The sequence below is a fragment of the Amycolatopsis sp. NPDC101161 genome (assembly GCF_044768185.1).
Taxonomy (GTDB): Bacteria; Actinomycetota; Actinomycetes; order Mycobacteriales; family Pseudonocardiaceae; genus Amycolatopsis.
This window is the reverse complement of sequence record NZ_JBIWPI010000007.1, coordinates 515,231-535,119: the sequence shown is the minus strand read 5'-3', so window position 1 is coordinate 535,119 and position 19,889 is coordinate 515,231. Positions and strand designations below refer to the sequence as shown.

General features: G+C 72.7%; 21 protein-coding genes. 10 read left to right on the top strand and 11 right to left on the bottom strand.

Annotation, left to right across the window (positions count from 1 at the left end; genetic code table 11):
- Position 1: 1 nt before the first annotated feature.
- From ACIRSS_RS45180 to ACIRSS_RS45160, 5 genes are all read right to left on the bottom strand, one after another.
- A complete protein-coding gene (locus tag ACIRSS_RS45180; protein WP_400907114.1) occupies positions 2–982 on the bottom strand; it encodes a tyrosine-type recombinase/integrase in 981 nt (326 codons plus the stop codon).
- Positions 983–1,529: 547 nt separating this feature from the next.
- On the bottom strand, positions 1,530–1,970 hold the full coding sequence (locus ACIRSS_RS45175) for an SRPBCC domain-containing protein (RefSeq protein WP_400907112.1): 441 nt from the start codon (positions 1,968–1,970) through the stop codon (positions 1,530–1,532).
- Positions 1,971–2,306, bottom strand: coding sequence for an ArsR/SmtB family transcription factor (locus ACIRSS_RS45170; RefSeq protein ID WP_400907109.1), 336 nt, complete (start codon positions 2,304–2,306; stop codon positions 1,971–1,973).
- Positions 2,303–2,749 carry an SRPBCC domain-containing protein gene (locus ACIRSS_RS45165; protein WP_400907107.1) on the bottom strand — a complete coding sequence of 149 codons (447 nt, stop codon included), beginning with the start codon at positions 2,747–2,749 and terminating at the stop codon, positions 2,303–2,305. Before ACIRSS_RS45165 ends, ACIRSS_RS45170 begins: the two co-directional genes overlap by 4 nt.
- A gap of 31 nt (positions 2,750–2,780) precedes the next feature.
- Positions 2,781–3,296 carry a GNAT family N-acetyltransferase gene (locus ACIRSS_RS45160; RefSeq protein ID WP_400907104.1) on the bottom strand — a complete coding sequence of 172 codons (516 nt, stop codon included), beginning with the start codon at positions 3,294–3,296 and terminating at the stop codon, positions 2,781–2,783.
- A gap of 43 nt (positions 3,297–3,339) precedes the next feature.
- Between ACIRSS_RS45160 and ACIRSS_RS45155 the strand changes: the two genes are divergently transcribed.
- From ACIRSS_RS45155 to ACIRSS_RS45135, 5 genes are read left to right on the top strand one after another with little or no spacing between them, the layout of a single operon-like run.
- Positions 3,340–3,903 (top strand): helix-turn-helix domain-containing protein, encoded by a 564-nt coding sequence (locus ACIRSS_RS45155; RefSeq protein ID WP_400907101.1) that lies wholly within the window; start codon positions 3,340–3,342, stop codon positions 3,901–3,903.
- A gap of 49 nt (positions 3,904–3,952) precedes the next feature.
- Complete coding sequence (locus ACIRSS_RS45150; RefSeq protein WP_400907098.1) at positions 3,953–4,588, top strand: DUF1345 domain-containing protein; 636 nt, start codon at positions 3,953–3,955, stop codon at positions 4,586–4,588.
- Positions 4,589–4,593: 5 nt separating this feature from the next.
- Complete coding sequence (locus tag ACIRSS_RS45145) at positions 4,594–5,055, top strand: DNA topology modulation protein FlaR (protein WP_400907095.1); 462 nt, start codon at positions 4,594–4,596, stop codon at positions 5,053–5,055.
- Positions 5,056–5,095: 40 nt separating this feature from the next.
- Positions 5,096–5,701: a TetR/AcrR family transcriptional regulator gene (locus ACIRSS_RS45140; RefSeq protein ID WP_400907092.1), complete on the top strand. Its 606-nt coding sequence runs from the start codon at positions 5,096–5,098 to the stop codon at positions 5,699–5,701.
- Positions 5,685–7,307, top strand: a complete 1,623-nt coding sequence (locus ACIRSS_RS45135) for an acyl-CoA dehydrogenase family protein (protein ID WP_400907089.1) — start codon at positions 5,685–5,687, stop codon at positions 7,305–7,307. The genes ACIRSS_RS45140 and ACIRSS_RS45135 overlap by 17 nt, the downstream gene beginning before the upstream one ends.
- Here ACIRSS_RS45135 and ACIRSS_RS45130 read toward each other — a convergent pair.
- On the bottom strand, positions 7,304–7,837 hold the full coding sequence (locus tag ACIRSS_RS45130; protein ID WP_400907087.1) for a TetR/AcrR family transcriptional regulator: 534 nt from the start codon (positions 7,835–7,837) through the stop codon (positions 7,304–7,306). The two genes, ACIRSS_RS45135 and ACIRSS_RS45130, sit on opposite strands and share 4 nt — an antisense overlap.
- Positions 7,838–7,914: 77 nt before the next feature.
- On the opposite strand from ACIRSS_RS45130, the gene ACIRSS_RS45125 reads away from it, so the two are divergent.
- The gene (locus tag ACIRSS_RS45125) at positions 7,915–9,129 is read left to right on the top strand and encodes an FAD-dependent monooxygenase (protein WP_400907084.1); all 1,215 of its coding nucleotides are present in this window, start codon (positions 7,915–7,917) and stop codon (positions 9,127–9,129) included.
- Between the two features lie 171 nt (positions 9,130–9,300).
- Here ACIRSS_RS45125 and ACIRSS_RS45120 read toward each other — a convergent pair whose 3' ends face one another.
- Genes ACIRSS_RS45120 through ACIRSS_RS45105 form a run of 4 tightly spaced genes read right to left on the bottom strand, consistent with a single transcriptional unit; the run spans position 9,301 to position 14,655 of the window.
- Positions 9,301–10,389: an SWIM zinc finger family protein gene (locus ACIRSS_RS45120; RefSeq protein ID WP_400907082.1), complete on the bottom strand. Its 1,089-nt coding sequence runs from the start codon at positions 10,387–10,389 to the stop codon at positions 9,301–9,303.
- Positions 10,386–12,902, bottom strand: coding sequence for a DEAD/DEAH box helicase (locus ACIRSS_RS45115; RefSeq protein WP_400907080.1), 2,517 nt, complete (start codon positions 12,900–12,902; stop codon positions 10,386–10,388). The genes ACIRSS_RS45120 and ACIRSS_RS45115 overlap by 4 nt, the downstream gene beginning before the upstream one ends.
- A 44-nt stretch (positions 12,903–12,946) precedes the next feature.
- On the bottom strand, positions 12,947–13,729 hold the full coding sequence (locus tag ACIRSS_RS45110) for an ABC transporter permease (RefSeq protein ID WP_400907077.1): 783 nt from the start codon (positions 13,727–13,729) through the stop codon (positions 12,947–12,949).
- Positions 13,726–14,655 (bottom strand): ATP-binding cassette domain-containing protein, encoded by a 930-nt coding sequence (locus ACIRSS_RS45105; RefSeq protein WP_400907074.1) that lies wholly within the window; start codon positions 14,653–14,655, stop codon positions 13,726–13,728. Before ACIRSS_RS45105 ends, ACIRSS_RS45110 begins: the two co-directional genes overlap by 4 nt.
- Before the next feature lie 79 nt (positions 14,656–14,734).
- On the opposite strand from ACIRSS_RS45105, the gene ACIRSS_RS45100 reads away from it, so the two are divergent.
- Positions 14,735–15,511, top strand: coding sequence for a TetR/AcrR family transcriptional regulator (locus ACIRSS_RS45100; protein ID WP_400907071.1), 777 nt, complete (start codon positions 14,735–14,737; stop codon positions 15,509–15,511).
- Here the strand turns inward: ACIRSS_RS45100 and ACIRSS_RS45095 are convergent.
- Positions 15,494–16,663 carry a cytochrome P450 gene (locus tag ACIRSS_RS45095; protein ID WP_400907068.1) on the bottom strand — a complete coding sequence of 390 codons (1,170 nt, stop codon included), beginning with the start codon at positions 16,661–16,663 and terminating at the stop codon, positions 15,494–15,496. The two genes, ACIRSS_RS45100 and ACIRSS_RS45095, sit on opposite strands and share 18 nt — an antisense overlap.
- Positions 16,664–16,749: 86 nt before the next feature.
- On the opposite strand from ACIRSS_RS45095, the gene ACIRSS_RS45090 reads away from it, so the two are divergent.
- From ACIRSS_RS45090 to ACIRSS_RS45080, 3 genes are read left to right on the top strand one after another with little or no spacing between them, the layout of a single operon-like run.
- Complete coding sequence (locus ACIRSS_RS45090; RefSeq protein WP_400907065.1) at positions 16,750–17,820, top strand: TetR family transcriptional regulator; 1,071 nt, start codon at positions 16,750–16,752, stop codon at positions 17,818–17,820.
- Positions 17,821–17,840: 20 nt separating this feature from the next.
- Entirely contained in the window at positions 17,841–19,127 is a 1,287-nt protein-coding gene (locus ACIRSS_RS45085) for an RNA polymerase sigma factor (RefSeq protein ID WP_400907063.1), read from the top strand.
- The gene (locus ACIRSS_RS45080) at positions 19,124–19,888 is read left to right on the top strand and encodes an alpha/beta fold hydrolase (protein ID WP_400907062.1); all 765 of its coding nucleotides are present in this window, start codon (positions 19,124–19,126) and stop codon (positions 19,886–19,888) included. Before ACIRSS_RS45085 ends, ACIRSS_RS45080 begins: the two co-directional genes overlap by 4 nt.
- Position 19,889 lies beyond the last annotated feature (1 nt).

The following is a 19,889-nucleotide window of genomic DNA, read 5'->3' as shown; positions in this document are numbered from 1 at the left end:
CTCACCCCAGACCGTCCAAGGCCCGGTACGTCCGGTTGCTCGCCGCCGCCGCCCGCTGCTCCCGGCCCGTCGCCTCGATGTAGTTCTGGCTCGTCGCCAAGCTCGCGTGCCCCAGCAACGCCATGATCTCCGAAGCCGACGCCCCGTCCTCCGCCAACCGCGTCGCGAACGTGTGCCGCAACGCGTGCAGATTCGCCCCCACCGGCACCCGATCGTGCAACCCCGCACCCCGGTAGCACGACTTCACCAGGTACTCAAGCGCACCCCGCCCGATCGGCTCACCCGACCGATCCAGCAGCAACGGCGAACCGGGGGAGAACCGCACACTCGGGAACCGCGCCCGGCACGACTCCCGGTACCGCTCGATCAGCTCCGCCAGCACCGGCTGCACCGGGATCGACCGGTCCCGGCTGCCCTTACCCGTCACGTGCAACCGCAGCTCACCCGCACGCCCCACCAGCGACCGCGCCGTCAACGCCCGCATCTCCGCCGCCCGCAACCCCGCCACCAGCCCCAGCGCGATCACCAGCACGTCCCGCTCCGGCCACGGATCCCGCGCGCGCCGCGAACCCGCGGCCGCCGCCGACAGCAGCTGCTCCGGGGTTTCCTCACCCCGCAACGGCTTCGGCGTCAACGCCGGCGTCCGCGGCCGCGCCACGGCACCCATCGGATTGCCCTCCAGCAGCCCGTCCGCCACGCAGAAGGTCAGGAACTGGTTCCACGTCGACCACGCGCGCAGTACCGAGCTCTTCGCGTGCCCGTCGGCGAACACCCCGAACACCGCCCGCAGCGCCGGCCCGGTCAGGTCGGCGACGTCCAGGTCCTCGGCCGGGCGCCCGAGCTCGGAAACCAGGAGAGTGGTGATCCCGGCGAGGTCGCGACGGTAGGCGTCGGTGGTGTGCGGAGAGTCCTTGCGGGGCCGGCGGGCCGCGAAGAAGGCTTGCTGGGCCTCGGAAACCTTCATGTGGATCTTGTACCGCACACCACCGACAATTTCGGATGCCGGGTCACTCTCCCGGTTTCATGCATAATGGCAATTATGCATGAAATGTCGGTTTAGCCCGGAACGGCCTCCCGGGGGATCCCGGACTCTCTCTGAGACGATTTCGGCCCCGAATCGCCCCCTCGATGCACACGGCGGGGATGCGCACGTATGTTCGAGAGCCTGGCCGGTCGCAGGGTCAGTCCGAGGCCTCAGGCTGACGGAGCATCTCGGGAGCCGGCTGCGTCAGCGTCGCCAATCGGCTTCCTGGCGCCCGATCGATCACCGTAGTTTCGTCACCGTGACGTTTTGAGGTCGGGTGGCGGGCTATCGGCAGCGCGCCTCCAGGGGATGCTCCTGCGGCCTCTGGAGGCGCCTCCAGAGGTACTGAAGACCCGAGACGACGTGAGGCTCAGCCGGAAACCTCAGGAGAAGCCGTCCTGACGAACCGAACGCGTCTCCCGGGATTCCCGCCTTCGGCACCCCTCCCGGCTCGTCGCCGCAGCGTGTCCCCAAGTGCCGATAATGTACATTATGTCAAGTAACGTCAGTGCCAGTCGCTGATCATGACGTCCCGCGGTGCCGGGGCGCCCTCCCCGGTCTCCAGGAGCTGCTTGAGGCTCATCAGGTAGATGGCCCACTTCGTGCTGCAGTGGTGCATGAACTCGCCGGCCTCGCGCCAGCCTTCGTGCTTGAACAGCACGATCGTGTGGTCGGCGCGCTGCTCGACGTCCCAGCGGATCGTCGTGCCGATCCACTCCGGCGGCCCGTCGACGACCTCCCAGCGGACGAGCCGGCCCGGGTCGAGTTCGATGACCTTCATGTCGAAGCCGCCGGGGATGAACCGGAACGCGATGACGCCGCCGAGGTCGGTGTCCCCCACGGTCTTCTCGGTCCACCAGCCGGAGAGGCCGTCGATGGTGGTGAGTGCCCCGTAGACCTGGTCCGGAGTGGACTTCTGGATGCCGATGCGGTGCAGGATGTCCATTTACTTCTTCTTCCGTTCGATGGTTTCGGCGATGCGCTTGATGCGCTGGAGGCGGGCGTCCCAGGTCTTGCCGACGTCGGCGAGCTGGGCGGCGGCGCGGGCGAGCTGGGTTTCGTCGACGTGGAACTGCTTTTCGCGTCCTTCGGGCCGGGCGTGGACGAGGCCGACGCGGTCGAGGACGGTGAGGTGCTTGGCGACGGCTTGACGGGTGACCGGGAGGTGTTCACTGAGGCTGGTCGCCGTTCCCCCGCCTTCGCTGAGCAGCAGGTCGAGCATGCGGCGGCGGGTGGGGTCGCCGATGGCGGACCAGAGGTCGTCGTCCACGGCGGTGCTCACCGGCGGGCTCCCGCCTTGGCGGCGCAGGCGGGGATGCGGGGCAGGAAGTGGTCCCAGCCGCTGACGTGGTCGGCGTATTCGGCGGCGATCTTGGCTTCGTCCCAGCCGCGTTCGCGGAAGCCGGTTTCGGTCATCCGCAGGCGGGTGCCGGTGGCGGTGGGTTCGAGTTCGAAGACGACGAGGAACGAGTTGCCTTCGGCGGCGGTCTCCCCCTCGGCGTGGGTCCAGCGGAAGGAGAAGTGTTTGGGTGGGATGGCGTCGACGACGGTGAACCCGACCCACTGGCCGCCGAAGGCGATGCGGCCTTCTCCCCCGGGTTCGACGGGGTATTCGGCTTCGTCGGGCCACCATTCGCGGACGTGTTCGGGGTTGCTGACGACGTCGAAGACGACGTCGGGGGTCGCTTCGATGTGGATTTCGCGTTCGAGTGTTCCGTGGTCCATGCCGTCTCCTCGTGCAACGTTTGGTTGCTCGTTACGGTAGCCGCGGTGGCGGCGATGCGCAACCATCGGTTGCTTGAAGGTCTCTCTGAACCCAGGCGACGTCGTGCCACGCGCCGTGTTTCCAGCCGACGCGGCGGTAGACGCCGGCGGGCTCGAAGCCGAGCGCGCGGTGCAGGCCGGCGCTGGCGTCGTTCGGGAGGGTCATCCCGGCGAAGGCGCGGCAGAAACCCTTGTCCCGCAAGCGTTCGAACAGTTTCTCGTAGAGGGCGCGGCCGGCGCCGGTGCGGTGGCGGCCGCGTTCGAGGTAGATGCTGGTTTCGCAGGACCACTGGTAGGCGGCTCGTTCGGCGAAGGGGTGGGCGTAGGCGAAGCCGGCGATGTGGCCGTCGTCTTCGAGGACGAACCAGGCGTGCGCGTGGGCGATGCGGTGGGCCATTTCGGCGGCGGAGGGCGGTTCGGTTTCGAAGGAGATGGCGGTGTCGGTGACGTAGGGCGCATAGACGGCGGCGCACGCGGCGGCGTCGGCGGGGAGGGCGTCTCGAATCATGGCTCATATGGTAGCCAAATTGAGTCGTATAGTATCCCGAGTTATGACCGATCCCCTGACCGCGCGCTTGGCGGCCACCGTCCACGCGGCTCGCACGTCCCGAGGCCTGTCGGCCGCGGCGCTCGCGGAGCAGTCCGGTGTGTCGCGCGCGATGATCGGCAAGATCGAGCGGGGTGACGTGCAGCCGACGGCCGCGTTGCTGGCGAAGCTGTCGGCAGCGCTGGGCATGACGTTGTCGGAGCTGATCGCGCGGGCCGAGGGCGACGAGCGGCGGCTGGTGCGCGCGGCGGAGCAGCCGGTGTGGGTGGACCCGGACTCCGGGTACCGGCGGCGGGCGGTCTCCCCCGCGGGCGGGCGTCCGCTGGAGCTGGTGGAGGTCGAGCTGCCGCCGGGGGCGCGGGTGCCGTTGGCGGCGGGGACGTACGCGTTCCTGCACCAGCAGATCTGGGTGCTGGAGGGGCATCTGCGGTTCCACGAGGACGCGGAGGTGCACGAGCTGGACGCCGGGGACTGCCTGCAGCTGGGGCCGGCGGCGGACTGCGTGTTCGCGAACCCGGGGCCGCTCCCCTGCCGCTACCTGGTGGCGCTGGTGAAGCGGGCCACCTGACCAGGTGATCCGGGGTGCCGGCGCGGGCGGGGGCGGTTAGCTTCGCGCGGTGCGTCGTCTGCGGAGGTTCTGGTACCAGTGCGCGGAGTTCCTGCTGGTGCTGCTGGGGTTGGGGTGGTTGTTCGCGCCGGACACGGGGCTGGACGTGGTGTTCCTGCTGGCGTGGGACGTGCTGGCGGTGGCGGTGATCGGGACGCGGTTCCTGCGGATCCGCCGGTACCGGGTGGTGGACGACGCGGAGCCGACGTGGTTGCACAGCCTGCTGGGGCGCCGGTCGAGCTTCGCGGCGACGCTGCTGGTGAGCGTGGTGGGGATGTCGGCGGGCGGGTTGATCCTGGTGGCGAACGCGATCGCGGAGGAGGACGACGAGTACGCGTTCGCGTTGCAGGTCTGCGCGGTGCCGGCGGTGCTGGGGGCGTGGATCCTGCTGCACTTCGGGTACGCGGACCGGTACGCGCACTTGCACTACCGGACGGGCACGGGGTTGCGGTTCCCGTCGGTGGAGAAGCCGAACCTGCTGGATTTCGCGTACTTCGCGTTCACGGTGGGGACGTCGTTCGCGACGTCCGATGTGGAGGTTCAGGCGCGGCCGATCCGGTACACGGTGCTGACGCACAGCGTGGTGTCGTTCGTCTACAACACGGCGATCCTGGGGATCGCGGTGGGTGTGATCACCGGCAAGTAGCGACAATGGCCGGCGTGGAGTGGGTGCTGGTGCTGGGCTGCGGCGGTTCGGGGAAGTCGGTTTTCGCGCGGCGGCTGGGGGCGCGGACGGGATTGCCCGTGGTGGAGCTGGACTCGGTGTTCTGGCAGCCGGGCTTGGTGGGGCTTTCGCGTCCGGAGTGGGTGGCGCGGCAGCGGGAGCTGGTCGCGGGTCCGAAGTGGATCTTGGACGGTGACCTCGGGCCGTACGACGTGCTCGAGGTGCGGCTGGCGGCGGCGGACACGGTGGTGCTGCTGAACCTGTCGCCGGTGCGGTGTGCGTGGCGGGCCTGGCGGCGAGGCCGGGAGCAGTGGGACTTCTGGTGGTGGGTGCTGACCTACCGGTGGCGGCATCTGCCGGGAGTGCGGCGGGTACTGGCGGAGTCCGGTGTGGACGTCGTGGAGCTGCGGTCGCCGCGGGCGGTGCGGGCGTTTCTCAGGTCGGCTTGAGCGTTGACTGAAGCAATGAATCAGTGCTTCACTTCTTGACGTGCCCTACCGTCGCACCCCGAAGGTGCAGGAACGCCTGGATGCCCAGCGCGCGATGATCGTCGCCGCCGCGACCGAGCAGCTGGCCGAACACGGCTATGGCGGCTGCTCCGTCGCCGCGGTGGCCGAGCGCGCCGGGGTTGCCGTCGGCAGCGTCTACCAGCACTTCCCCACCAAGGCCGACCTGGTCGTGCACGTGTTCCGGCAGGTCGTGACGCGGGAGGTCGACGCCGTCCGGGCGGTGTCCGCGCAGCCCGGTACGCCCGCCGAACGGGTCCTGGCGGTGTTCGAGACCTTCGCCCAGCGCGCCCTGAAAGCCCCGAGGCAGGCCTACGCGCTGCTCGCCGAGCCGGTCGACGCGCTGATCGACGCCGAGCGGCTGGAGTTCCGGCGCGCGTTCACCGAGGTCGTCGCCGAGCACGTCGCGGCCGGTGTCAAAGACGGCACCCTGCCGCCGCAGGACGGCCGGCTCACCGCCGCCGCGCTGGTCGGCGCGACCGCCGAAGTCCTCATCGGCCCGTTGACCAGCGGCAACGCCGGTGACGTCGCCGAACTCCGCACGTTCGTCGTCCGCGCTCTAGGAGGTTCCGATGCCCGCCACGCATGAGGTCACCAACCAGGTCCCGCCGCTGACCGGCCACGACGTCGGTGCGGACCCGGCGTTGCTCGAGGGCCTGGAGCGGGCGGGCGCGGGCTGGGCCGCGGGCGAGGTGCACGAGCTGGGCCGGCTGGCCGGGAGCGAGCAGGCCCAGGAGTGGGGCCGGCTGGTCAACGAGAACGAGCCGGTGCTGCGCACCCACGACCGGTACGGGAACCGCATCGACGAGGTCGAGTTCCACCCGCACTGGCACGACCTGATGACCGTCGCGGTGTCGCACGGGTTGCACGGCACGCCGTGGCAGGACCGGCGCGAGGGCGCGCACGCGGCGCGGGCGGCGAAGTTCTACGTCTGGGGCCAGGTCGAGGCGGGGCACAGCTGCCCGATTTCGATGACGTACGCGGCGGTTCCGGCGCTGCGGGCGAACCCGGAGCTGGCCGCGCGGTACGAGCCGCTGCTGGCGGCGACCGAGTACGACTTCGGGCTGCGGGAGCCGAGCGGCAAGCGCGGCCTGATCGCGGGCATGTCGATGACGGAGAAGCAGGGCGGCTCCGACGTCCGGGCCAACACGACGACGGCGACGCCGAGCGCGGACGGCAGCTACACCCTCGTCGGGCACAAGTGGTTCACCTCGGCGCCGATGTCGGACATGTTCCTGACGCTGGCCCAGGCGCCCGGCGGGCTTTCGTGCTTCCTGCTCCCCCGCGTCCTGCCCGACGGCTCGCGCAACCCGATCCGGTTGCAGCGGCTGAAGGACAAGCTGGGCAACCGGTCCAACGCCTCGTCGGAGATCGAGTACGACAATGCGGTGGGCTGGCTGGTCGGCGAGGAGGGCCGCGGGGTCCGCACGATCATCGAGATGGTCAACAACACCCGGCTGGACTGCACGCTGGGCAGCGCGTCCGGGATGCGGCTGGGCGCGGTCCGCGCGGTGCACCACGCGACCCACCGGCACGCGTTCGGCAAGGCGCTGGTCGACCAGCCGCTGATGGCCAATGTGCTCGCGGATCTCGTGGTCGAGTCGGAGGCGGCGACGACGGTGGCGATGCGGCTGGCCGCGGCGGGCGACCGGCGCGGGGACGCGCAGGAGCAGGCGTTCCGGCGGCTGGGCCTGGCGGTGTCGAAGTACTGGGTGTGCAAGCGGGCGCCGATGCACGCGGCCGAGGCGCTGGAGTGCTTCGGCGGCAACGGGTACGTCGAGGAGTCGGGCATGCCGCGGCTCTACCGCGAGGCGCCGCTGTCGTCGATCTGGGAGGGCTCGGGCAACGTCGCGGCGCTGGACGCGTTGCGCGCCATGGGCAAGCAGCCGGAGTCGGTCGCGGCGTTCTTCGCCGAGGTCGAGCAGGCGGCGGGCGGCGACGCGCGGCTCGACGACGCCGTGGGCCGCGTCCGCAAGGAGCTGACCGACCTCGACGGCATCGAGTACCGGGCCCGGCGGGTGGTCGAGGCGATGGCGCTGGTGCTGCAGGGGTCGCTGCTGGTGCGCCACGGCCACCCGGCGGTCGCGGACGCGTTCTGCGCGTCCCGCTTCGGCGGCGACTGGGGCATCGCGTTCGGCACGCTGCCGGTCGGGGTGGACGCGGGCGCGATCATCGAGCGCGCGGCGGTGCGTTAGCTCCCGAGGGCGTCGAGGGCGCCGGCGACCGCGGCGGCCTTGAGTTCCTCGACGGGGGCGTCGGGGAACTGCATGCAGACGTCCTGCAGGCCGCCGAGCGCGAGGATGGCCCTGGCCTGCTGCTCGAGGGTCGGCGACGGGCCGCAGATCAGCGCGGTGAGCCGGGTGCGCCAGCCCAGTGCCTTGTCGATGAGGCCGAGGTCGGCCAGCGTCGGCATCTCGGCCAGCAGCATGATCACGTCGGCGCGGTGCCGGTAGTTGAAGTCGAAGAACCCTTCGATCAGCTCGCGGACGGGGGCGTCGCCGCGGGCTTCCTGGGCGAGGAGGAACTGCTCGCCGTCGTCGAGCATCGGGGCGACGATGCTGCGGACGAGGTCGTCGCGCGACGGGAAGTGGTAGTAGAGCGCGGGTTTGGTGATGCCCAGCCGGTCGGCGATGTCCTGCAGGCTGGTGCGCTGGACCCCTTGGGTCGTGAAGAGGTCGCGGGCGACGTCGAGGATGCGCTGCTTGGTGTCGGAGGGTTTCGGCACGCGCCCAGCATAACTGACTTAACGATAGGTAAGGGTCTGTGGTACAACTTACCTACCGTTAAGTCAGGGAGGTACTCATGCGGATCCTCGTCTCGGGCGCCAGCATCGCGGGTCCGGTGCTCGCCTATTGGCTCACCCGCCACGGCTTCGACGTCACCGTCGTCGAACGCGCCCCGGCGCTGCGCAAGACCGGCGGCCACGCCGTCGACCTCTTCCGGCCCGCCATGGACATCACCGAACGGATGGGCGTGCTACCCCGCGTGGAAGCCCACGCCACCGGCACGACCCGGATGACGCTGCACCGCGAAGGCGTGCGCCGCCCGGCGCGCGTGGACCTGTCGAAGATCTACCGCGCCACCTCCGACCGGCACGTCGAGATCATGCGCGACGACCTCAGCGAGATCTACTACGAGGCCGGCCGCGACGACGTCGAGTACCTCTTCGGCGACTCGATCACGGCCCTCTCCCCCGCCGGCGACGTCACCTTCGAGCACGCCGCGGCGCGGAAGTTCGACCTCGTCGTCGGCGCCGACGGGCTGCACTCGAACGTCCGGCGCCTGGTCTTCGGCGAGGAGGCCGGGCTGACGAAGTTCATCGGCGCCTACCTGGCCGTGCTGTCCCTGCCCGGCACCTCCGGCCTCGACGACGGCGAAACCGTCATGCACCTGGGCCCCGGCCGCACCGCCGGCATCTACCGCGCCCGGCACCTGGCGGAGACCCGCGCGGTGTTCCTCTTCCGCCGCGACGAGCAGCTCGAGTACGACCACCACGACGTCGAGCGGCAGAAGCAGCTGCTGCGCGAGGCCTACGCCGGGATGCACCCGCGGATCGACGGCTGGCTCGCCGGCCTCGACGGCCCGGGCCCGTTCTACTTCGACTCGATCACCCAGCTGCAGCTGGAGACGTGGTCACGCGGGCGCGTCACGCTCGTCGGCGACGCCGGCTACTGCCCCGGCCCCGCGGTCGGCGGCAGCACCAGCCTCGCGGTGCTCGGCGCGTACGTCCTGGCCGGCGAGCTGGCCGCGGCGGGCGGCGACCACGAACGCGCCTTCCCCGCCTACGAACAGGAGATGGGCGAGCTGGTCCGCAAGAGCCGCGCGTTCGCCGCCGGCGCGGCCCGCAGCCTGATCCCCGGCACGCGTGCGGGGGTGTGGGCACTCGCCCGCGGCGGTCAGCTGGTGTCGGCGCTGCCGGCCCGCGTGACGACGGCGCTGGCGAAGCTCAACACCGGCGGCGTCCGGATGCACGACTCGATGCGGGTCAAGGACTACGCGGTCACCCCGGTGGGCTGACGGAAACCGGGCGGGCGCGCGGGGAAAACGCCCGCCCCGCGCGCCCGCACCCCCAGTGGGCCCCGGCGGAAACCCCGCCGTCGCGGACAGGAGACGATGAGGATCACGCTGGATACCGCGAAATCCCACGAAAATCCCTGGCCTGACACCCGCTGAACCCGTGAAGAAGCGTCAGCCGATCAGCAGGCCCGGATCGGCCTCCGGCGGCCCTGCCGGCCACCACTCGCCGCCCTCGCGCCGGTAGGGGTGCCAGCGGCCCGTCCGGTCCAGCCGCAGCTGGACGTCCCCGGCCGTGCACCGGTTGCGGTCGAACATCGGATCCTCGCCGGCGAGCGCGGCCCGCGCCGCCGCCAGGGCCGCTTTCGGTGGGGTCCACGCCGCGTCCAGGACCTCGAGGCCCGCGCGCCCGCCGTGCGTCCAGGCCGCCACCGCCCGCTCGAACTCCGGCCCCGCACCCAGCCGCGAAGCCACGGCAGGAAACTGCGCGGCCAGCCGGACGGTGTCGAGCCGGCGGCCCGGCCACGGCTGACCGGCCAGCACCGCGCGGGCCTGCGCGGACGCGTGGGCCGCCAGCAGCGCGAACGCCTCGGCGGGCACGCCCGGCGCGGCCGGGATCGACGGCGACCCCGACGGCACGAACTCCGCCAGGTCCGGCAGCACCCCCGGCGTCCGGTCCCCGACCTCCAGCTCCGCCCGCGGTGCCGTGCGGCTCTCCAGCTCCTCCCGGATCTCCCGTTCGCCCTTGCCGCGCATCAGCAGCAGCACGAACGGGTCCGCGTCCAGCAGCCACGACGCCTGGAACGACAACGCCGCCGCGTGCCGGCACGGCAGCTCCCACCCCGGGCAGTCGCACTCCGGGTCCAGGTCGCCGATCCCCGGCAGCAGGTGGACTCCGACGTCGTCGGCCGCGGTCACCAGGTCCCGGGGCATGTCCCGGTCCAGCAGCGCCGCCAGGTGCCCGGCGCGGGAGGCCACCCGGTCCAGGAACCGCGTCCAGTCTGCTTCGGACAACTCCGCCAGCCGCAGCTCGGTGCGGAACGGGCCGCTGTCGGCGTCGTCGACCACCGCCGCGATCCGGCCCGGGCTCACCGTGATCGAGCCGACCAGCCCGGCCGCGGCGTACTTGCGCCCGGCCTTGAGCTGCCGCAGGTCCAGCGCGGTGTCCTCCATCGCGCGCACCCACGCCCGCCCCCACCACGAGCGGGCCAGGTGCCCGCCCGCGCCGAACGCGGGGAACCCGCGCACCGCCTCGTCGCTCATCCGCGGCTCCTCAGCTCGACGAGCTCCGCGAGCTCGGTGTCGGACAGTTCCGTCAACGCCGCCTCGCCGCCGGCCAGCACCGCCTCGGCCAGCGCCCGCTTCTCCCGCAGCATCGCCGCGATCCGGTCTTCGACCGTGCCCTCGGCGACCAGCCGGTGCACCTGCACCGGCCGCGTCTGCCCGATCCGGTAGGCCCGGTCGGTCGCCTGGTCCTCGACCGCCGGGTTCCACCAGCGGTCGAAGTGCACGACGTGGTCGGCGCGCGTCAGGTTCAGCCCGGTCCCGGCCGCCTTGAGCGACAACAGGAACACCGGCACCTCACCGTCCTGGAACCGCTGGACGAGTTCTTCGCGCCGGGCGACCGGGGTGCCGCCGTGCAGCAGCTGCGTCCCGATGCCACGGGCGGTCAGGTGCTGCTCCAGCAGCCGGGCCATCGCGACGTACTGGGTGAACACCAGCACGGCGCCGCCCTCGGCGAGGATCGTGTCCAGGAGCTCGTCGAGCAGCTCGAGCTTGCCCGACCGGCCGCCGGGCTCTTTGAGGTACTGCGCCGGGTGGTTGCAGATCTGCTTGAGCGCGGTCAGCAGCTTGACGATCCGGCCGCGCCGGGCCATGCCGTCGCTCGCGGCGATGTCGGCCATCATCTCCCGCACCACGGCCTCGTAGAGCGCGACCTGCTCCGGGCTGAGCGCCACCGGCCGGTCGGTCTCGGTCTTCGCCGGCAGCTCGGGTGCGATCCCGGGGTCGGACTTGCGGCGCCGCAGCAGGAACGGCCGCAGCAGCCGGGACAGCCGCTCGGCCGCGACCGGGTCCCCGGCTTCGATCGGTTTCGCCCACCGCGTCCGGAACTCCGACAGCGACCCCAGCAGGCCCGGTGCGGACCAGTCGAGGATCGCCCACAGCTCCGAGAGCGTGTTCTCCACCGGGGTGCCGGTCAGCGCCACCCGCGCGGCCGCGGGCACCAGCCGCAGCGCCTTCGCCGTTTCGGACCGGTGGTTCTTGACGTGCTGGGCCTCATCGGCCACCAGCAACCCCCACGGCACCGCGGCCAGTGGCGCGGGATCGGCGCGCAGCGTGCCGTAGGTGGTGAGCACGAAGCCCTCGACGTCGTCGAGCGAACGGGCGGTGCCGTGGAAGCGCCGCACCGGCACGCCCGGGGCGAACCGGCGGATCTCGCGTTCCCAGTTGCCCAGCAGCGACGCCGGGCACACCACCAGCGTCGGGCCGGAAGCCCGGTGCAGGTGCAGCGCGATCAGCGTGACCGTCTTGCCCAGGCCCATGTCGTCGGCCAGGCAGCCGCCGAGGCCCAGGCCGGTGACGGTGGCCAGCCACTGCAGCCCGCGCAGCTGGTAGTCCCGCAGCGTCGCGGCCAGCCCGGCCGGCGGGGACTGGGGTTCCGGCGGCGCCGACAGCCGTTCCCGCAACCGCGCGAGCCAGCCTTCGGTGACGACCTCGACGTGCTCGCCGTCGACCTCGGTGGTCCCGGTCAGCACCGCGCCGAGCGCGTCGACCGGTGTCAACGGCTTGAGCGTCCGGTCCCGGGCCTTCGCCGCCAACGCCGGATCGACCAGCACCCAGCGGTCGCGCAGCCGCACGACCGGGCGGCGGGCCTCGGCGAGTGCGTCCAGTTCCGCCTCGGTCAGGACCTGCCCGCCCAGCGCGAGCTGCCAGTCGAAGGCCAGCGCCCGGCCGCCGCCGAAGAACGACGGCAGGTCGCCGGGGGCGTCCCCGGCGCTCACCACCGCCCGCGCGGTCAGCGATCCCGCGAGCTCCGCCGGCCAGTGGACGTCGATGCCCACCGCCGCCAGCCGCGGGGCCGCGGTCGCGACCAGCTCGGTCACGTCGTCCTCGCCCAGCACGAGTTCGTCGGGCACGGCGGAGGTGAGCAGCGGGCTCAGCGCCGGCCACACCTGCGCGCCGCGCCGCAGCGCGAGCACGACGTCGATGCGGGCGCGCGGCCCGAACCGGCCCGTTTCCCACAGCTGCGCCGCGTCGGCGATCTCGCCCGGTTCGGCGAGGCTGTGCACCTGGACGACGGCGTGGAAGCGGCCGGTGTCGAACCCGTCCGGTGCCTCGACGCGCAGCGACACCCGGATGCCCGAGTCGAGCCCTGCCGCCAGCTCGTCCGCCCAGTCCCGCAGCGACTCCGCCCGGTGCGGGGTCACCGCGGCGTACAACCGCGTCCCAGCCGCCTTCGCGGCGGCGGGCGTGCGAGGCAGGGTGTCGGCGACGGCGTCGAGGAACGCCCGCAGCAGCGGCCCCGGCGCGCGCTCGTCCACCGGCATCGCCGCCGCCAGATCCCGCAGCCACGCCGCTTCCGCCGGCTCCAGGGGGCCGACGCGCCAGGCGTCGTGCCCGGCGTCGGTGACCCCGGGCAGCAGCCGACCGGCGGCGACCAGCCGCAGCGCCGCCTTCGCCGCGGTCGCCCAGAACAGCGTCGCAGGATCGGGATCGGTCGCGGTCAGCAGCGCCGGCAGACCGTCCACAAGCGACACCCGGCGCCCGTCGAGCACCAGCCGTCCCGCGCGTGGTGGTTCACCCGGTTCGAAATCGGCGTTCAGTTCCCCAGCCTCCTGTATCGGCGGACCGACAGCGGCACGAACACCGCGAGCAGCACCAGCGGCCAGACCACCGCCATCGGCACCGGGTGCGCACTCACCCAGGACGTCCCGGCCGCGCCCGGGTTGCCGAACAGCTCCCGCGCCGCGGTCACCGTGGAGGACAACGGGTTCCACTCGGCCACGGTTCCCAGCCACGCCGGCATCGTCGCGGTCGCCACGAACGCGCTGGAGAGGAACCCGAACGGGAACTCCAGCGTCTGCGCGAGCGTCACCATCGCCGGATCCGTGGTCAACAACCCCAGGTAGATGCCGGCCCACACCAGCGCCGTGCGCAGCAGGAGCAGCAGCCCCAAGGCGGCCAGGGTCTCGGCGAGGCTGCCGTGGGGCCGCCAGCCGACGGCGAACCCGCAGCCGAGCAGGACCGCCAAGGCGAGCACGGCGTTCACCAGGTCCGCCGCGACCCGTCCGGTGAGCACCGCCGAGGGCGCCATCGGCAGCGACCGGAACCGGTCGGTGACGCCCTTGGTGGCGTCGTCGAGCACCGCGATCATCGTTCCCGAGAGCCCGAAGGCCATGGTCATCGCGAACATCCCCGGCATCAGGAACTCGCGGTAGGAGCCGCCGCCGGGCACGGTCATCCCGCCGCCGAGCAGGTAGGCGAAGATCAGCACCATCAGGATCGGGAACGCCACCACCGTGGCCAGCCGCGCCGGCCGCCGGGCCAACTGCGCGAGGTAGCGCCCGGTCAGCGTCCAGCCGTCTTCGAGAGCCCACCTCATCGCGCCGCCTTTCCGGTCAGCTCCAGGAACACCTCGTCCAGCGTCGGGTGCCGCAGCGCCACGTCGGCGAAGGCCAGTTCGGTTGCAGCCAGCTCGCGGACCAGGTCGGTCAGCATCGACGGCTCGGCCGGCGCGCTCACCCGCAGCTCCTCGGTGACCGGTTCGGCGCCGGTGACCCGCGCCAGCAACGCCGTCGCCGCACCCACGACGTCCGGATCGGTCAGCGCCAGCTCGATCCGGGTCGCGCCGAGCGAGCCCTTCAGCTCGTCCGGGGTTCCTTCGGCGATCACGCGGCCGTGCTCGACCAGCGAGATCCGGTCGGCCAGGCGGTCGGCTTCCTCCAGGTACTGCGTGGTGAGCAAGACGGTGGTGCCGTCGGCGACCAGCGACCGCACCGCACGCCAGACCTCGGTGCGGCTGCGCGGGTCCAGCCCGGTCGTCGGCTCGTCGAGGAACAGCACCCGCGGGGCGGCCAGCAGCGACGCGGCTAGGTCCAGCCGTCGCCGCATCCCGCCGGAGTAGGCCGAGACCGGCTTCGAACCGGTGTCGGCCAGGCCGAAGCGTTCGAGCAGGTCGTCGGCGCGGCGCGCGGCTTCGCGCCGGCCCAGGTGGTGCAGCCGGCCGAACAGCACCAGGTTCTGCCGCCCGGACAGGATTTCGTCGACCGCGGCCTGCTGGCCGACCAGCCCGATCGCCGAGCGCACCTTCGCCGGTTCGGTGGCGACGTCGAACCCGGCCACTCGCGCGACACCCCCGTCGTGCCGCAGCAGCGTGGACAGCACGCGCACGGCCGTGGTCTTGCCGGCGCCGTTGGGTCCCAGCAGGCCGTGCAGCGACCCGGCCGGGACGGAGAGGTCGAACCCATCGAGGGCGTACGCGTCGCCGTAGCGCTTGCGAAGTCCCTCGGCGTGGATCTGCGGAGTCATCAAGCCCCTTAACTCTGTACTGTGTACGAAGAAGAGGTTAGCACAACTCTGTACGACGTACGAGAATCCGGTGGGCAGAATGAGCGGCGTGAGCACCGAGGACAACGGCGACGGCGACCCGCGACGGGCGATCGAGCTGCTCTGGGGCGTCTCCGCGCCCCCGCGACGCGGCCCGAAACCCAAGCTGACCACGGCCGACGTCGTCCGCGCGGCCATCGCGCTGGCCGACGCCGACACCATCGACGCGGTCACCATCCGCCGCGTCGCCGAGCAGCTCGGCGTCTCCCCCATGTCGCTCTACACCTACGTACCGGGCCGCGCCGAGCTGCTCGACCTGATGATCGACCACGCCCACGGCGAGCTGCCCGTCCCCGATCCGGCCCTCGGCTGGCGCGACGCGCTGACCGCGATCGCCGAAGACCAGTGGGCGCTGTTCCACCGCCACCCCTGGCTGCTGCGCGTCACCACCAGCCGCTCGGCGCTGGGCCCGCACAGCTTCGCCAAGTACGAGCACGAACTGCGCGCGGTCGACGGCATCGGCCTCGACGACGTCGAGATGGACGCCGCCGTCGGCCTCGTCACCGGCCTTGTGTGGACCACCGCGCGCAGCTCGCTCGACGCCGCCCGCCTGGTCCGCACCAGCGGCCTGACCGACGCGCAGTGGTGGGAGCGTGCCGCGCCGGTGCTCGCCGGGATCCCGGCGGCCGCCGCCGAGCACTACCCCCTGGCCTCGCGCGTCGGCCAGGCCGCGGGCGAAGCCCACAACGCCGCCGAAGACCCGGCCTACACCTTCCGCTTCGGCCTCGCCCGCGTCCTCGACGGCATCGCGGCGCTCGTGTCAGAGCGTCAGAAGTAGCTTCGCCGGCCGCCACGTCCCGCCGTCCGGAGCGCGGGGGACGTCGCCGGCCAGCTCCAGGTTCGGGAAGCGCCGGAACAGCGTCGAGAGCGCCACTTCCGTCTCCACCCGCGCGATCGAGGCGCCCAGGCAGAAGTGTGGGCCGTGGGAGAAGCCGAGCTGCGCGGGCCCGGTCCGCGTGACGTCGAGGCGGTCCGCGTCGCCGAACACGCGCGGGTCGCGGTCGGCGGCCACCATCGCCGCGGTCACCCGCTCGCCTTCGCGGATCAGCTGCCCGTCGATCTCGACGTCCTCGCGGGCGAAGCGCGGCGTGGTCAGCAGCTGCGGGCTGCAGAAGCGCATCAGCTCCTCGACCGCACCCGGCCACAACCCCGGGTCCGCCCGCAGCAGGTCCAGCTGGTCCGGGTGCCGCAGGAGCGCTTCGACGGCGTTGGCGATCAGGTTCACCGGCGTCTGCCCGGCCAGGACCAGGTGCCAGACGAGGGTGACCAGCTCGGTGTCGGTGAGCCGGTCACCGTCCTGGGCGTGGACGAGGTCGCCGATGAGGTCGTCACCCGGTTCGGCCCGGCTGCGCGCCACCGCCTCCTTCGCGCCCTCGATGATCGCCGGGATCGCGGCCGCGAAGTCCGGACCGGCCCCGCCCGCGACCGCGGCGCCGTATTCCCGCCAGCGCGGCCGGTCGGCCTCGGCGATGCCCGCCAGCTCGCAGATGACGTCCATCGGCAGCGGCCGGGCGAAGTGCGGCACCAGGTCCACGACGCCGTCCTCGGCGTGGCCGGGCAGCTCGTCGAGCAGCCGTTCGGTCAGCTCCGCCAGCCGTGGCCGCAGCTGCGCGGCGCGTTTCGGGGTGAACGCCGGGGCGACCAGCCGCCGCAGCCGCAGGTGCTCGGGGCCGTCGCGCTCGGCCATCGTCCGCAGGTATTCGAGGCAGTGCTCGGGGATGCCCGGCGGGCGCATGAAGCTCTCGGAGCGGACCTCGAACCGCGGGTCGGCCAGCATCGCGCGGGCCTCGCGGTAGCGGGTGAGCGCCCAGAACGGGCCGAAGCCGGGGATCACCAGCCGCGCCACCGCGCTCACTTCGCGCGCCTGGTCGTAGGCGGTGAAGGGGTCGGTCAGGACCTTGAAGTCGGTCAGGTCGATCTCGGGGGTCATCCACCACTCCAGATGTTGTAATCAGATGTTCTTATCATCTCAGTGGTCACGGTATCTTGGCTCGCACCGGCACGGCAAGGAGGACGATGGTCAGGCTCAGCAGGGCGGAAACCCAGGAACGCAACCGCGCGAAGGTCCTCGCCGCCGCCCGCGACGAGTTCGCCCGGCGCGGCTTCCGCGAGGCGAAGATCGACGTCATCGCCGAACGCGCCGAGCTGACCCGCGGCGCCGTCTACTCCAACTTCCCCGGCAAACGAGCCCTGTACTTCGCCGTCCTGGCCGACCTCGCCGAACGCGCGCCCCGGCCCGCCACCCCGCCGGCGGACCCCACCGCCGCCGGCGCCCTGGCCGCGTTCGCCCGCGCCTGGGTCGCCCGCCTGCCCCTGGCCACCGACGCCGACAGCGGCGAAGCCCGCCTCGGCCGCGACCTGCTTCCGGAGATCCTCGCCGACGAGCACACCCGCCGGCCGTTCGCGCAGCTCATGCGCGTCGACGCGATCCTGCTCGGGTTCGCCCTGGAACGGCTCCGCCCCGGCCGGCGCCTCGTGCGCGTCGCCGAAGCCGCGTTGACGACGCTGCACGGCGCGAGCCAGCTCGCCGCCGCCGCACCCGGCTTCGGCGAACCGTTCCACATCGTCACCGCCTGCGCCGCGCTGCTCGAGCTGGACCTCGACGACGCCTGGCTGGCGACCCCACCCATCACCGCCCAGGCGCGGCCCGCCGACGAGCCCTGGACCCCGCCGACGGCGACCGACCTGCTGACCGGCGAGCCGGTCCGGCCCGGCGACGGCGTCGTCACCGTCCTCGGCCTGCACCGCGCGGCCGCCTTCGAAGAAGCCGTGCGCACCGGCGCCGACGTCACCGCCGTGCTCGTCACCAGCGACCCCGGCGAACTCGCCCCGCTGGCCCGGCTCGCCGTCGCCGACCTGCGCGGCTGCCTCGACCAGGCCGTCGCGCCCCCGGCCCGGCCCCGGCTGCGGCTGGTCTGCGACGCGACCGGCGAGCTCGCCGCGGCCGCCGGCGTCACCGCGGTCAGCGACGCCACCGAGACCGCCGTCCGCGTCGACGGCGGCCGGATCGTCGCGCGCGCCGAAGGGTTCGGCGCCTGCCACGCGGCCGCTGTCGGTTCCGGCCCGAGCCGTTCGTCGGGTGGGTGACCCGGCGCGAAGGAGGCACGGTGGACGTCGAGACCGCGGTCGCGGAAGCGTTCCGTGAAGAGTGGGGCCAGGTCGTGGCCACGCTCATCCGGATCACCGGTGACTGGGACCTCGCCGAGGAGTGCGCCCAGGAGGCGTTCGCCCTCGCCCTGCGCACCTGGCCCCGCGACGGCGTCCCGAAGCGACCCGGTGCCTGGCTGACCACCGCCGCCCGCAACCGCGCCACCGACCGGCTCCGCCGCGACACCGTCGGCGCCGCCAAGCTGCGGGAGGCCGCGCTGATGCACGTCCCCGAACACTCCTCAGCGCTCGAACCCGACGACGACTCCGGCGTCACCGACGACCGGCTCCGGCTGATCTTCACCTGCTGCCACCCGGCCCTGGCCACCGAAGCCCAGGTCGCCCTCGCCCTGCGCACCCTCGCCGGGCTCTCCACCGCCGAGATCGCCCGCGCGTTCCTCGTCCCCGAAGCCACCATGTCCCAGCGGCTGGTGCGGGTGAAGCGCAAGATCAAGGGCGCCGGCATCCCCTACCGCGTCCCGCCCGCGCACCTGCTGCCCGAACGCACCGCCGCCGTCCTCGGCGTGCTGTACCTGACGTTCAACGAGGGCTACTCCGCCAGCGCCGGACCCGACCTGCTGCGCCCCGACCTCGCCGCCGAAGCCGTCCGCCTCGCCCGCGTCCTGGCCCGGCTGATGCCCGACGAACCCGAGGTTCTCGGCCTGCTCGCGCTGATGCTGTTGCAGCACGCCCGCCGCGCCACCCGAACCGGCCCCGACGGCGAACTCGTCCCGCTCGAGGAACAGGACCGCACCCGGTGGGACGCGGGCGAAATCGCCGAAGGCACCCAGGTCCTGGAGACGGCGTTGCGCCGTCGGCAGCCGGGGCCGTACCAGATCCAGGCCGCCATCGCCGCCTGCCACGCCACCGCCGAGACACCCGCCGACACCGACTGGGCCCAGATCGCGGGCCTCTACGGCGAGCTGCGCAAGTTCGTCCCCAGCGCAGTCGTGGAGCTCAACCGGGCCGTCGCGGTGGGCATGGCCGACGGCCCGCTCGCCGGTCTCGCCCTGCTCGACGAGCTGGACATGGACGGCTACCACCTGCTGCCCGCCACCCGCGCCGACTTCCTCCGCCGCCTGGGCCGGACCGCCGAAGCCGCCGAGTGGTACGCCGTCGCTCGCGACCTCGCGCCCACCGACGCCGAGCGCGCCTACCTCACGCGAAGAATTTCGGAGGTCGTGTCGGTCCCGGGCGAGCCCGTTCGTCGGTCGGGCGAGACCCGACCACCGGAGGAATGCCCATGACCACCCTCGCCGTCCCCGGCGCCACGCTCACCTACGACGTCACCGGCCGCGGTCCGGTGCTGCTGCTGGTTCCCGGCGGCCCCGCCGACGCCGCGGTGTTCACGCACATCCGGCCGGTGCTGGCCGAGGACCACACCGTCGTCACCTACGACCCGCGCGGCCTCGGCCGCAGCCCCCTCGACGGCGAACCGGGAGGCGACATCGTCGGTGAGCACGCCGACGACGTGCACCGCCTGCTCACCGAGGTCGGGCCCGCGGACGTCTTCGCCAGCAGCGGCGGCGCCATAACGATGCTCGAGAACGTCGTCCGCCACCCCGGCGACGTCCGCACGGTCGTGTTGCACGAGCCGCCGGTCAGCCGTTACCTGCCCGCCGGCGCTCTCGACGGGCCCGACATCCCGGCGCTGTTCCGTGACGAGGGCATCGGCGCGGCCTTCCCCGCGTTCATGGCGCTCGTCGGGGTCGACCCCGCGCCGCCGCTCGACCCGCGCGGCGAAGGCAACTTCACCTACTTCTTCCGCCACCTGATGGCCGCCACCGGCGCCTACCAACCCGATCTCGACGCGCTCCGGGCGACGTCCGCACGGCTGGTCGTCGCCGTCGGGGAGAAGTCCGCCGGGTCGACGGCCCACGAAACCGGCCTCGGGCTCGCCGACGGCCTCGGCCTGACCGCCGTGGAGTTCCCGGGCGACCACGGCGGGTTCGCCACCGAACCGGAAGCTTTCGCCGCGCGCCTGCGCGAAGTACTGGAAGGACGCTGAA

Excerpts from the sequence above, each read along its gene's own strand:
- ACIRSS_RS45110 (WP_400907077.1), bottom strand. The coding sequence starts at position 13,729 with ATGAGGTGGGCTCTCGAAGACGGCTGGACGCTGACCGGGCGCTACCTC.
- ACIRSS_RS45125 (WP_400907084.1), top strand. The coding sequence starts at position 7,915 with ATGCGGATCCTCGTCTCGGGCGCCAGCATCGCGGGTCCGGTGCTCGCC.
- ACIRSS_RS45120 (WP_400907082.1), bottom strand. The coding sequence starts at position 10,389 with ATGAGCGACGAGGCGGTGCGCGGGTTCCCCGCGTTCGGCGCGGGCGGG.
- ACIRSS_RS45080 (WP_400907062.1), top strand. The coding sequence starts at position 19,124 with ATGACCACCCTCGCCGTCCCCGGCGCCACGCTCACCTACGACGTCACC.
- ACIRSS_RS45105 (WP_400907074.1), bottom strand. The coding sequence starts at position 14,655 with ATGACTCCGCAGATCCACGCCGAGGGACTTCGCAAGCGCTACGGCGAC.
- ACIRSS_RS45145 (WP_400907095.1), top strand. The coding sequence starts at position 4,594 with ATGGCCGGCGTGGAGTGGGTGCTGGTGCTGGGCTGCGGCGGTTCGGGG.
- ACIRSS_RS45175 (WP_400907112.1), bottom strand. The coding sequence starts at position 1,970 with ATGGACATCCTGCACCGCATCGGCATCCAGAAGTCCACTCCGGACCAG.
- ACIRSS_RS45165 (WP_400907107.1), bottom strand. The coding sequence starts at position 2,749 with ATGGACCACGGAACACTCGAACGCGAAATCCACATCGAAGCGACCCCC.
- ACIRSS_RS45135 (WP_400907089.1), top strand. The coding sequence starts at position 5,685 with ATGCCCGCCACGCATGAGGTCACCAACCAGGTCCCGCCGCTGACCGGC.
- ACIRSS_RS45095 (WP_400907068.1), bottom strand. The coding sequence starts at position 16,663 with ATGACCCCCGAGATCGACCTGACCGACTTCAAGGTCCTGACCGACCCC.
- ACIRSS_RS45160 (WP_400907104.1), bottom strand. The coding sequence starts at position 3,296 with ATGATTCGAGACGCCCTCCCCGCCGACGCCGCCGCGTGCGCCGCCGTC.
- ACIRSS_RS45155 (WP_400907101.1), top strand. The coding sequence starts at position 3,340 with ATGACCGATCCCCTGACCGCGCGCTTGGCGGCCACCGTCCACGCGGCT.
- ACIRSS_RS45100 (WP_400907071.1), top strand. The coding sequence starts at position 14,735 with ATGAGCGGCGTGAGCACCGAGGACAACGGCGACGGCGACCCGCGACGG.
- ACIRSS_RS45090 (WP_400907065.1), top strand. The coding sequence starts at position 16,750 with ATGGTCAGGCTCAGCAGGGCGGAAACCCAGGAACGCAACCGCGCGAAG.